This is a genomic window from Peteryoungia algae, assembly GCF_030369675.1.
GTDB classification, from domain to species: domain Bacteria; phylum Pseudomonadota; class Alphaproteobacteria; order Rhizobiales; family Rhizobiaceae; genus Allorhizobium; species Allorhizobium algae.
Genome location: NZ_CP128477.1, coordinates 3678653 through 3690716 on the forward strand (window position 1 = coordinate 3678653; position 12064 = coordinate 3690716).

The window sequence follows — 12064 nt, forward strand, 5'->3', positions numbered from 1 at the left end:
GAGGCCCGCGTGATCAACTGGTTGAGGGTCGGGCTCTACCTGCTCGTGCTGCTCGTGGTCTCGGGGCTGCTGATTCCGGTCCAGCTTCTGGCGCTCCGCCTCGACTGGCCGCTGCGCAGGCGTTTGCCGCGCCAGTGGCACCGCATGGCGCTCTGGTTCCTCGGCATCCGCGTCCATGTCCATGGCGCGCTCGACACCCGCCGCCCGTTGATGATTGCCGCCAATCACGCGTCCTGGAAGGACATTCTCGTCCTTGGTTCGCTGGCCGATGTTGCTTTCATTGCCAAGACCGAGGTCGCTTCCTGGCCCGTCTTCGGGTTCCTCGCCAGGCTGCAGAAGACGATCTTCGTGGTTCGCGAGGAAAAGCGCCGCACCGGCGACCAGATCAACGAGATCGCGGCCCGCATGGGAGATGGCGAAATTGTCGTGCTCTTCCCGGAAGGCACGACCTCGGATGGCAACCGCATCCTCGGCATCAAGTCGTCCCTCTTCGGTGCGGCCGCGGCCGCCCTCCCGAATGGGGAAGATGCTGTCGTCTACGTTCAGCCCGTCGCCATCGCCTATACCCGCGTCCAGGGCATGCCCATGGGACGTTACCACCGCCCGATCGCCGGCTGGCCCGGCGACATCGGTCTCCTGGAGCATCTGATCGGCGTCCTGCGTGCGGGCGCGCTTGATGTAGACGTGACCTTTGGCGAGACGGTCGAATTCAAGAAAGGCGACAGCCGCAAGGCACTCGCGATCCGCATCGAGGACAAGTTGCGGACCATGCTGCTCGCCCATTTGCGCGGCCGGCACCGCCGCTGAGCGAGACTTTGTCAGTGGTTGTAGTCTGGACGCCGGTAGGTCATCTTACTCGCAACAAAATGCGGTGGGGGAAGACCGAATGTTTCGAATGCTGTTCAGGCTTTTGTTGCGTGAGACAAAGCGACGGTCCAGAGATTCTGGCAGACCTCCAGTCGTTGTGGTTCACCTGAAGCCTGAGCCTGTAACCGAACGAATTCTCAGAGGACAATGTTGGGTCGTGGATGGCGATACCATCGTGATAGACGGCACGCACATTCGCATCGCAGGCATAGACGCGCCAGAACTGGATCATCCTTGGGGTAAAAAGTCGAAGTGGACTCTGGTCCAGATGTGCAAGGGCCAAGTTGTTACTGCTAGACTGCGCCCGGATCTTTCATATGATCGTGTGGTTGCGGAGTGCTTCTTGCCGGACGGTCGCGATATTGCTGCCGAACTTGTGCGTGCTGGGATGGCCCTTGACTGGCCAAAGTTTTCTGGAGGCAGGTATCGTCATCTGGAGGCGCCGGATGCCAGAAAGAGATTGTGGCGTGCCGATGCTCGGCAACGGGGCAAGCTCCCTCCAAAATCTGAGATCAAAGGCTAAAGGGTTTCATCACAAACGGAATTTTTCGGTTTAATCGCCGGCCGAAAACCACTAAATAGCGGCCATGACCCAGGAAACCGCGAGCCTCACCGAAACCCCGCTGCCGGGCGCCAATACGCGCAAGGTCTTCATCAAGACCTATGGCTGCCAGATGAACGTCTATGACAGCGGTCGCATGGCCGATGCCCTGGCGGCGGATGGCTATGCGCCGACCGAGGTGATGGAAGAGGCTGACCTCGTTCTGCTCAACACCTGCCATATCCGGGAAAAGGCCGCCGAGAAGGTCTATTCGGCGCTCGGACGCCTGCGCGAGCACAAGAAGGTGCGTGCGGCCGAAGGCAAGGAATTCATGATCGGCGTCGCCGGTTGCGTCGCCCAGGCTGAAGGCGAGGAAATCTCCCGCCGTGAGCCCGCTGTTGATGTCGTGCTCGGCCCCCAGACCTATCACCGTCTGCCGCAGGCGCTCCGCAAGGCCCGCGCCGGCGAGCGCGTGGTCGATACCGAATATGCGCTGGAAGACAAGTTCGAGCACCTGCCCGATCCGACCAAGATCATCGGCAAACCGCGCTCGGTCACCGCCTTCCTCACGGTCCAGGAAGGCTGCGACAAGTTCTGCACCTTCTGCGTGGTGCCTTATACCCGTGGGTCCGAAGTCTCCCGTCCGCTCTCCCAGCTTCTGACGGAAGCCCGTCGTCTCGTGGATTCGGGCGTGCGCGAACTGACGCTGCTCGGCCAGAACGTCAACGCCTGGCATGGCGAGAACGAGCAGGGCACGACGATCGGTCTCGGCGACCTGCTCTACAGGCTTGCGGAAATCCCGGGCCTTGCCCGTCTGCGCTACACCACCAGCCACCCGCGCGACATGGATGACCGCCTCATTGAAGCGCATCGCGATCTCAGGATGTTGATGCCGTATCTGCATCTGCCGGTGCAGTCTGGCTCCGACCGGATCCTGAAAGCGATGAACCGTCGCCACAAGGCCTCGGAATACATCGCCCTTATCGAGCGCATCCGTTCCGTCCGTCCGGATATCGCGCTGTCGGGTGATTTCATCGTCGGCTTTCCCGGCGAGACCGAGGCCGATTTCGAGGACACGATGACCCTTGTGCGCGAAGTGAACTACGCACAGGCTTATTCGTTCAAATATTCCACCCGTCCGGGCACGCCCGGCGCCGATCTGCCCGATCACGTGGCCGAGGATGTGAAGACAGAACGCCTGGCACGGCTCCAGGCGCTGCTGCTCGACCAGCAGCAATCCTTCATGCAATCGATGATTGGCAAAACCATCGATCTGCTACTGGAGAAGCCGGGCCGCATGCCGGGCCAGCTCATCGGTCGTTCGCCCTGGCTGCACTCTGTGAATGTTGATGCAAAGTCATCGCAAATCGGTGACATTATACAGGTACGAATCACCGCAGCCGGCCCAAACAGCTTGTTTGCCGAGGTGGCAGAGGGTTAGAGTGAGGGTCTGAACCTGAACGCAACAGGAGCCTGATCGCTTGAACGCAACAGAAGTGGTTTCTTCACCCTCGCGCAATGTCCGCAACCCTGCGACCGACGCCAATCACTTCATCTTGACGTTCGAGAACAACAGGCTTGCCAGCGAGCTCTTCGGCCAGTTCGACCAGCATCTGAAACTGCTTGAGCAGCGCCTGCAGATCGAGGCCCGCGCCCGCGGCAATTCGGTCGCCATAACAGGCGAACTCCAGGCAACCAATCAGGCCCGTCGCGCGCTCGATTTCCTCTATGCCCGCCTGCAGAGCGGCGTCTCGGTCGAAGCTTCGGATGTCGAAGGCGCGATCCGCATGGCAGTCGCTGCAGACGACCAGTTGTCCCTCCCGACAATGGAGCGCAAGGCCAAGCTCTCCATGGCGCAGATTTCCACCCGCAAGAAGACGATTGCGGCCCGCACGCCGACCCAGGACGCATACATGCGCGCGCTGGAACGATCTGAAATGGTATTCGGCGTCGGCCCCGCCGGTACCGGCAAAACCTATCTCGCCGTCGCGCATGCTGCCCAGCTTCTGGAACGCGGCGTGGTCGATCGCATCGTGCTCACCCGCCCAGCCGTTGAAGCCGGAGAGCGCCTCGGCTTCTTGCCGGGTGACATGAAGGAGAAGGTCGATCCCTATCTCCGGCCGCTTTACGATGCGCTCTACGACATGATCCCCGGTGACAAGGTCGAGCGTGCCATCACCGCCGGCGTCATCGAAATCGCGCCGCTCGCCTTCATGCGTGGCCGCACGCTCGCCAATGCCGCCATCATCCTCGACGAGGCGCAAAACACCACCTCGATGCAGATGAAGATGTTCCTCACCCGTCTCGGTGAGAATGGCCGCATGATCATCACCGGCGACCCGAGCCAGGTCGACCTGCCGCGCGGCGTCACATCCGGCCTCGTCGAGGCCTTGCAGGTGCTGAAGGGTGTGGAAGGTGTCTCGGTCGTCCGCTTCAAGGATACCGATGTGGTCCGCCATCCGCTTGTCGGCCGCATCGTGCAGGCCTATGACGCGAAGTACAAGGTACAGGACGAGAGCGAGCAGAGCGAGCACTAAGGCTCGCCCTGCCATGAAACGATGAGCCAGTTGGACATACAGATAGCCGTCGAGGCAGACGGTTGGGCAGACGAGATCGCGCTGGAGGCTTTGGCCACGCGCGTTCTCGGCGCGGCCGAAACGCATCTCGCTTCAAGCGAAGGCCAGGCCTTCCCGAAGCAGCCGACGGAGGTCTCCCTCGTCTTCGCAGATGACGAAATGATCCGTGAGATCAATGCCGAATGGCGCGACAAGGACAAGCCGACCAACGTCCTGTCCTTTCCCGCCTATCCGCTGACCCCCGGCAAAATACCAGGGCCGATGCTCGGCGACATCATCATTGCGCGCGAGACGGTGGAACGTGAAGCGATTGATCTGGAGAAAAGTTTCGAGGATCATCTGACCCATCTGATGGTTCATGGATTCCTGCATCTCTTCGGCTATGACCACATCGAAATTGACGATGCCGAGAGAATGGAAGCGCTGGAGACTCGCATTCTGGCGAAACTTGGCCTATCTGACCCCTATGCGGGACAAGACCCGATCTGATAGTTTGGAACAATGACCGATTTTGCGACGAAAACGGCCCCCGAGGCCAAAGAGAGTAATGAGGGATCTTCTTCGGAAGAGGGCAGTAGTCCCCCCCGAGCGGAAGGCTCGGCCCGACAATCACCATCCTTCTGGGCTCGCCTGGCCCGCATTCTGAAACCGTCTTCTTCCACAAGCCTGCGCGAGGACCTGACGGTCGCCCTGAATGCCGATGCCCAGTTGGGCGAGGCATTTACGCCCGAAGAGCGGGCGATGCTCAACAACATTCTCCGCTTCCGCGAGATCCGCGTCGAGGACATCATGGTCCCGCGCGTCGATATCGAAGCGGTCGATCAGAGCGTCACCATCGGCGAATTGATGACCATCTTCGATGTGTCCGGTCGTTCGCGCATGCCTGTCTATGCCGATACGCTCGATGACCCGCGCGGCATGGTCCACATCCGCGACCTTCTATCCTACGTCACCAAGCAGGCTCGCAGCCGCAAGCGCATGGCAAAGCCGGCCGCAGCAGCAAACGCTGCAGACAAGGTGGAAAAGCCGGCCAAGCCGAAGATCGACTTCGACCTCGCCCGCATCGATCTCATGAAGACTGTCGCCGAAGCTGGCATCATCCGGTCGATCCTCTTCGTTCCGCCCTCCATGCTCGCCTCGGACCTGATGAGCCGCATGCAGGCGGCCCGCACCCAGATGGCACTGGTCATCGACGAATATGGTGGCACGGACGGTCTCGTCAGCCACGAGGACATCGTCGAAATGGTCATTGGTGACATCGATGACGAACACGACGATGAAGAAGTCATGTTCAGCCGCGTCTCCGACGATGTTCTGATCGCTGACGCCCGCGTCGAACTGGAAGAGATCGCCGAAGCGATCGGTCCCGATTTCGACATCAAGGATCGTCTCGAAGACGTCGATACGCTGGGCGGCCTGATCTTCTCCGCGCTCGGCCGCATCCCGGCCCGCGGCGAAGTGGTTCAGGCGCTGCCCGGCTTCGAGTTCCACATCCTCGATGCTGATCCCCGCCGCATCAAGCGTGTTCGCGTCGCCCGCAAGCGGGCCGGTGCGCGCCGTCGCTCGACCACGAAGGGGGATGTCGAAATCCGCCCCGACGGCGAAGTCGATGCCAAGGCGCCCAAGGCCGTGGCTCCCACGCAGAGCGAGCCCGCACCCAAGGCGCGGACGCGGACCAAGGCACCGGCAAAGCCTCGCGCGCCCAAAGCTGCCGCAGTGCCGAGCGAACCAGTCGTCGAACCAGCCGCCGAGCCGGTTGTCGACGTGAGCGAGACGCTGCTAGAGAGCGCCGACCGGCCATCGTCCTGACGGTCGGAGCCTCCAGCACCGAAAGCCGCGACACGGCCCCTGTTTTTTGGAAGACTGCCCGCGTTTGATTCGCGGTCAAGAGGGGTGGACATGCAGGCTTTGGCAGCGAGGATCTTGCTGCTGTGGGGCGTGAGACGAGCAGGTCTCGCAGTTCTCGCAGGAGCGATCGGGGCGCTTGCCCTTCCGCCATTCGACATCTTCGCCTCGATGTTCGTCTCGTTCACACTGCTCGTCTGGCTGCTGGACGGGGCAACGGGCGATGCCGAAACGGGCAGGGCAGGGCTCTCCTCATCCTTCTGGACGGGTTGGTTCTTCGGTTTCGGCTATTTCGTCAGCGGTCTCTGGTGGCTCGGCAATGCTCTGCTGCTCGAGGCGGATGAATTTGCCTGGGCAATCCCGCTCGCCGTGCTCGGGCTCCCCGCCGTGCTCGCGATCTTTTACGGGCTGGCCACCATGCTGGCGCGGCAGGTCTGGTCCGATGGCATGGGGCGCATAGCTGCCCTTGCGGCGGCCTTTGGCCTCGTCGAATGGCTGCGCAGTTTCATCGCGACCGGATTTCCCTGGAATGCAATCGGCTATGCCGCAATGCCCGTGCCGCTGATGATGCAGTCAAGTCATCTGCTCGGCATCCTCGCGATCACACCCCTCGCCGTCTATGTCTTTTCCGCACCCGCGCTTCTCGGCACGCGCCGCGGTGCCTGGCCAGGCCTGCTGCTTGCCGCTTTGCTGCTCTCCGCCCATTTCGGCTACGGTTGCTATCGTCTCTACGTCGCTCCGCCGACGGAAGCGGACAAGACGCTGACGGTCCGCCTCGTGCAGCCGGCGATCGATCAGTCGCAGAAAATGGAGAATACTGATCGCATCGGGGTTTTTGAAAAACACCTGAGCCTGAGCGCCGCAGCGCCGGAAGACGGTAAACCACGACCCGACGTGATTATCTGGCCTGAAACCTCCGTCCCCTTCATCCTCACCGAAAACCCCGATGCCCTCGTCCGTATCGGCGATGTGCTCCAGGAAGGTCAGGTTCTGTTGACCGGCGCCGTTCGGGCGGAGGAGCGGGGCGCTGGCCAGCCGCCGCTTTACTACAATTCGGTCTACATGATCGATGACAAGGGGCAGATCCTCGGCGCAAGCGACAAGATACATCTGACGCCCTTTGGTGAGTACGTCCCCTTCGAGGACATTCTGCGCCGCTTCGGTATTGAGGAACTGATCAGCCTGCCCGGTGGCTTCACCGCTGCGGCCAGCCGGGCGCCGCTGAAATTGCCATCCGGCATCGGGTTCTATCCACTGATCTGCTACGAGGCGATCTTCCCCGCAGAAATCGCGCCTGACCTTGCCGGCGCAAATGCAATCCTGAACGTGACGAACGACGCCTGGTTCGGTTCGACTCCAGGTCCCTATCAGCATTTTCTTCAGGCAAGGCTGCGCGCCGTCGAGACGGGCCTGCCGCTGATCCGGGTGGCAAACAACGGCATTTCGGCAGTCGTGGACCCTTATGGACGTGTGATCGATGGTCTGGCGCTGAACGCGTCGGGGGCTGTGGATGCAACCCTTGATGTCAGCTCCGGTCCGAAACGTAACATTCAATCCCACCCGCTAAACTTCTGGTTGGTGATTGCCGCAATGGCCGTGATTGCCCTGTTTTCTAGTCTGGGTTTTATTAGGCGGACGAATTGACCAAAAACCCCTAAAATTGCATAGTGGAACAGACCGGTAATCTATAAGTATGCTGAAAGATCAGCGATCACGAGTACAACGTATCGTTATGGTTTCGTGGACGCCGGGTTCTGGTCGGAACGCCAACAATTTGTCAGGACGACTTTCATGATCGAGAACAAGAAGAAGCCGAACCCGATTGACATCCATGTCGGGAGCCGGATCAGGCTCCGTCGCACGATGCTTGGCATGAGCCAGGAAAAGCTGGGCGAAAGCCTCGGGATTACCTTCCAGCAGATCCAGAAATACGAAAAGGGCACCAACCGGGTCGGCGCCAGCCGCCTTCAGAACATCTCCAACATTCTGACGGTTCCGGTTTCCTTCTTTTTCGAGGATGCCCCGGGCGACCAGCCTTCCAATGCGACCGGGATGGCAGAAGCATCGAGCTCCAATTACGTCGTCGACTTCCTGTCTTCCTCGGAAGGTCTCCAGCTGAACCGTGCCTTCGTCAAGATTGGCGACGCCAAGGTGCGCCGCAAGATCGTCGATCTCGTCAAGGCATTGGCGGCAGAGGCGGACAGCGAGTAAGCGAGCCACGTCCTGTTCAAAGAGAGCGGCCGTCGGGCCGCTTTTTTTATGCACGGGAAGGAAAATTCTACTCACATAAAGATATATTTATGTGGTTGTGTCCTTGTCATCGCCGCTGGAACTGAGTAACGATGCCGCCATCCATACTTTGAGGGGAATCCCGATGCGCGCAAACTACCTTTTCACCAGCGAATCCGTTTCCGAAGGTCACCCGGACAAGGTTTGTGACCGAATTTCTGATGAAATCGTCGACCTGGTATACCGGGAAGCGGCCAAGACCGGTGTTGATCCCTGGACTGTGCGCATTGCCTGCGAAACCCTTGCCACCACCAACCGCGTCGTCATTGCCGGCGAAGTCCGCCTTCCGCCGAGCCTGATGAAGACCGACAAGAACGGCAACGAGGTCATCAATCCGGCCAAGTTCAAGTCCGCCGCCCGCAAGGCGATCCGTGACATCGGCTACGAGCAGGACGGCTTCCACTGGAAGACGGCCAAGATCGATGTTCTCCTGCACTCGCAGTCCGCTCATATCGCCCAGGGTGTCGACAAGGCTGCTGATAGCTCCAACAGCGAAGGCGCCGGCGACCAGGGCATCATGTTCGGTTACGCCTGCAAGGAAACGCCGGACCTGATGCCGGCCCCCATCTACTATTCGCACAAGATTCTGCAGACGCTCTCCGCCGCCCGCAAGAAGGGCGAAGGCGACGTTGGCAAACTCGGCCCCGATGCCAAGAGCCAGGTCACCGTCCGCTACGTCGATGGCAAGCCGGCCGAAGCAACTTCCATCGTACTCTCCACCCAGCATCTCGACGAGAACTGGGATTCCAAAAAGGTTCGCCAGGTCGTCGAACCCTTCATTCGCGAAGCTCTGGGCGAACTCAAGATCGCTGACGATTGCGCCTGGTATATCAACCCGACCGGCAAGTTCGTCATCGGCGGTCCCGATGGTGACGCAGGCCTGACCGGCCGCAAGATCATCGTCGACACCTATGGCGGTGCTGCCCCCCATGGTGGCGGCGCTTTCTCCGGCAAGGACACGACCAAGGTCGACCGTTCGGCAGCTTACGCCGCCCGCTATCTCGCCAAGAACGTCGTTGCCGCTGGTCTCGCCGACCGCTGCACGATCCAGATTTCCTATGCCATCGGCATTGCCCAGCCGCTGTCGATCTATGTCGACCTGCATGAAACCGGCAAGGTCACCGAGGACGAGGTGGAAGCCGGCATCCGCAAGGTGATGGACTTGTCCCCGTCGGGCATTCGCCGCCATCTTGACCTCAACAAGCCCATCTATGCTAAGACGTCGGCCTACGGCCATTTCGGCCGCAAGGCTGGCCGCGACGGTTCCTTCTCCTGGGAGAAGCTGGACCTGGTCAAGCCGCTCAAGGATGCGATCAAGGCTTGATCTGAATGACGGAACAGGAACGCAGGACGAGGTCGACCGAAGCCTTCTTCGGTCGACGCAAGGGAAAGCCATTGCGCGACCAGCAGGTCGGGCGGATGGAAACCATCCTGCCGGAGCTAAAGGTCGACCTGGCATCTCCGGTGCCAGCCGACCTCAAATCGCTGTTTCCCCTGCCTGTCGACAAGATCCGTCTCGAAATCGGTTTTGGGGGCGGCGAGCATCTCGTTCACCGCGCCCGCACCAATCCGACCACCGGCTTCATCGGCGTCGAACCTTTCATCAATTCCATGGCAAAGCTGCTGGCGGTCGTCGAGGCCGAGGGACTGCAAAACATCCGCGTCTATGATGACGATGCCACGCAGCTGCTCGATTGGTTGCCGGAAGGCCAGATCGACCAGATCGATCTTCTCTATGCCGATCCCTGGCCGAAGAAGCGCCACTGGAAGCGCCGTTTCGTCTCGCAGGTGAACCTTGAGCGCTTCCATAAGGTGCTGAAACCGCAAGGCACCTTCTGCTTCGCCTCCGACATCGACACTTATGTCAACTGGACGCTGCAGCACTGCCGCGATCACGGTGGGTTCGAATGGACGGCCCGCAATGCCAGCGACTGGCTGACGCCTTATGACGGCTGGCCGGGAACGCGCTACGAAGCCAAGGCTCGCCGTGAGGGCCGATCCTCGGCCTATCTCACCTTCCACAAGCGCTGATTCGCGAGCGTCGTCGCCGCGAACTGGTCAGAGCACAATTTCAGTGCAGCGATACGGTTTTCAGATCGTCTTCGGCGGCCTTGAAGAAGGTGCTGGAGCGATTATCCGTGAGGAGAATGGGTGTGCCATCGGCGGCGAACAAAGCCCAAAGGTCCAGTGTAGGATCAATTTCCGGAGCTTCCGGGAAGCAGCGGGAAACTTCGGCCGACTTCATCTTCCGGATATAGCCCACTTCGCCGGCGCCCAGATGGGCGAACTCAGACTTGGTCAGGTGGGACGAGGCTTCTTTCAGTAACATTCCGATCCTCCGCGAATGAGGGAGAGGCGGCCGAACATTGCCGCAAGTCTCATTCTGCGGTGGAGATGTTAATTTTCCTTACCAGATGCACAGGATCGTGCCTTTCAATGTCGACCGACAAAAGCCCGTTCCTGAGCGATGCCCCGGTTACTTCCATCCCATCCTCGATCGCAAAGACGCGCTGGAATTGCCGGGAGGCGATGCCTCGAAACAGATAGTCTACCTCCTCGCGGTCCACCTGCTTGCCGCAGATGATCAACTGGTTCGCCTCGATGCTGACGTCGAGTTCGTTTTCGTCGAACCCCGCCACGGCGAGTGTCACGCGCAGCCGCTCCACCCCCATCCGCGGGGCGAGGCGTTCGATGTCGTAGGGCGGGTAGCCGTCACTACCCCGAGGCCGCCGCAATGCGCCGCCATCGGCCGTGTCGAAGGTGATGAGGAAGGCTTCCGTCGGCAGTCTGGTGCGCGTCATTTCATTCCTTGTTCAGCCCGGCAGGGGCTGTTGGCCAGTCATGCTGAATATGGGAAATCACATCCTGCCCGACAAGCACTCTCTTGCTTGACAAATGCAAGGCTGGGCTCCAAGCCTCAGGCTTTCGACCTTAGGATGCCCAATGACCGAACCCCGCAAGATCATCATCGACACCGACCCCGGTCAGGACGATGCCGCTGCCCTCATGCTTGCCTTCGCCAGCCCGGATGAAATCGAACTCCTCGGCATCACGACAGTCGCTGGCAATGTTCCCCTGCGGATGACCAGCCGCAATGCCCGCATCGTCTGCGAACTCTGCGGCGAGACAGGCCGGCGCGTCTTCGAAGGCGCGGATCGCCCCATGGTGCGCCCGCTCGTCACCGCAGAACACGTACACGGCAAGACCGGCCTTGACGGCGCCGTCCTTCCGGAACCCACCATGACCGTGGAGACCCAGCACGCCGTCGATTTCATCATCGATACGCTGCGCAACGAACCGGCCGGCTCCGTCACGCTCTGCACACTCGGCCCGCTGACCAACATGGGTCTTGCGCTTGAAAAGGCGCCCGATATCGCGCCCCGCGTCAAGGAACTGGTGATGATGGGCGGCGGCTTCTTCGAGGGCGGCAACATCACGCCGGCTGCCGAATTCAACATCTATGTTGATCCCCATGCTGCCGCTGCCGTCTTCGCTTCGGGCATTCCCCTCGTCGTGATGCCGCTTGATGTTACGCACCAGTTGATGACCACCAAGGCCCGCGTCGCGAAGATCGCCGCCATCGGCAACAGGCCGGCGAAAATAATGGCCCAGTGGCTGGAATTCTTCGAGCGTTTCGATGAGGCGAAATACGGTTCCGATGGCGGTCCGCTGCATGATCCGACCGTCGTCGCATACCTCCTGAAGCCGGAGTTGTTCAGCGGACGTCATTGCAACGTCGAGATTGAGGTACAGTCGGAACTGACGGTTGGCATGACTGTCGTCGATTGGTGGGGCGTCTCCGGCCGCACGCCGAACGCAACCGTCATGCGCAATGTCGATGCCGACGGTTTCTTCGACCTCCTGGTCGAGCGGTTTTCGCGCCTCCAATAAACGAGAAGGGCCGCTGCATCTGCAGCGGCCCTCTTTGTCTGCAATCTGTTCTCGG

The 12064-nt window shown here is 60.6% G+C and carries 12 protein-coding genes and 1 pseudogene; 11 read left to right on the forward strand and 2 right to left on the reverse strand.

What is annotated here, in order from left to right; all coding sequences use genetic code 11:
• Positions 1-12: 12 nt before the first annotated feature.
• The 10 genes and pseudogenes from olsA to trmB all read left to right on the forward strand — a co-directional run bounded on the left by olsA (position 13) and on the right by trmB (position 10149).
• Positions 13-807: a lyso-ornithine lipid O-acyltransferase gene (gene olsA / locus QTL56_RS17445; RefSeq protein ID WP_370660370.1), complete on the forward strand. Its 795-nt coding sequence runs from the start codon at positions 13-15 to the stop codon at positions 805-807.
• 217 nt (positions 808-1024) lie between these two features.
• Positions 1025-1390, forward strand: coding sequence for a thermonuclease family protein (locus tag QTL56_RS17450; RefSeq protein ID WP_245134449.1), 366 nt, complete (start codon positions 1025-1027; stop codon positions 1388-1390).
• A gap of 64 nt (positions 1391-1454) precedes the next feature.
• The gene (gene miaB / locus QTL56_RS17455) at positions 1455-2849 is read left to right on the forward strand and encodes a tRNA (N6-isopentenyl adenosine(37)-C2)-methylthiotransferase MiaB (RefSeq protein ID WP_245134451.1); all 1395 of its coding nucleotides are present in this window, start codon (positions 1455-1457) and stop codon (positions 2847-2849) included.
• 40 nt (positions 2850-2889) lie between these two features.
• Positions 2890-3945, forward strand: coding sequence for a PhoH family protein (locus QTL56_RS17460; RefSeq protein ID WP_229573439.1), 1056 nt, complete (start codon positions 2890-2892; stop codon positions 3943-3945).
• Between the two features lie 21 nt (positions 3946-3966).
• Positions 3967-4473 carry an rRNA maturation RNase YbeY gene (gene ybeY, locus QTL56_RS17465; protein WP_245134452.1) on the forward strand — a complete coding sequence of 169 codons (507 nt, stop codon included), beginning with the start codon at positions 3967-3969 and terminating at the stop codon, positions 4471-4473.
• Positions 4474-4485: 12 nt separating this feature from the next.
• Positions 4486-5568 (forward strand): annotated as a pseudogene (locus QTL56_RS17470) (transporter associated domain-containing protein); the annotation flags it as partial.
• 315 nt (positions 5569-5883) lie between these two features.
• Complete coding sequence (gene lnt, locus QTL56_RS17475; protein WP_245134453.1) at positions 5884-7473, forward strand: apolipoprotein N-acyltransferase; 1590 nt, start codon at positions 5884-5886, stop codon at positions 7471-7473.
• A gap of 147 nt (positions 7474-7620) precedes the next feature.
• The gene (locus tag QTL56_RS17480; RefSeq protein ID WP_102020784.1) at positions 7621-8040 is read left to right on the forward strand and encodes a helix-turn-helix domain-containing protein; all 420 of its coding nucleotides are present in this window, start codon (positions 7621-7623) and stop codon (positions 8038-8040) included.
• 163 nt (positions 8041-8203) lie between these two features.
• Entirely contained in the window at positions 8204-9442 is a 1239-nt protein-coding gene (gene metK / locus QTL56_RS17485) for a methionine adenosyltransferase (protein WP_245134455.1), read from the forward strand.
• A 5-nt stretch (positions 9443-9447) separates the two neighbouring features.
• On the forward strand, positions 9448-10149 hold the full coding sequence (gene trmB / locus QTL56_RS17490; RefSeq protein ID WP_245134457.1) for a tRNA (guanosine(46)-N7)-methyltransferase TrmB: 702 nt from the start codon (positions 9448-9450) through the stop codon (positions 10147-10149).
• A gap of 40 nt (positions 10150-10189) precedes the next feature.
• On the opposite strand, the gene QTL56_RS17495 is transcribed toward trmB, so the two are convergent.
• A complete protein-coding gene (locus QTL56_RS17495) occupies positions 10190-10447 on the reverse strand; it encodes a BQ00720 family protein (protein WP_229573429.1) in 258 nt (85 codons plus the stop codon).
• A 49-nt stretch (positions 10448-10496) separates the two neighbouring features.
• On the reverse strand, positions 10497-10919 hold the full coding sequence (locus tag QTL56_RS17500) for an Hsp20 family protein (RefSeq protein ID WP_229573427.1): 423 nt from the start codon (positions 10917-10919) through the stop codon (positions 10497-10499).
• A 142-nt stretch (positions 10920-11061) separates the two neighbouring features.
• Here QTL56_RS17500 and QTL56_RS17505 point away from each other — a divergent pair, with 142 nt between their 5' ends.
• Complete coding sequence (locus tag QTL56_RS17505) at positions 11062-12009, forward strand: nucleoside hydrolase (protein WP_245134458.1); 948 nt, start codon at positions 11062-11064, stop codon at positions 12007-12009.
• The last annotated feature ends 55 nt before the right edge of the window (positions 12010-12064 follow it).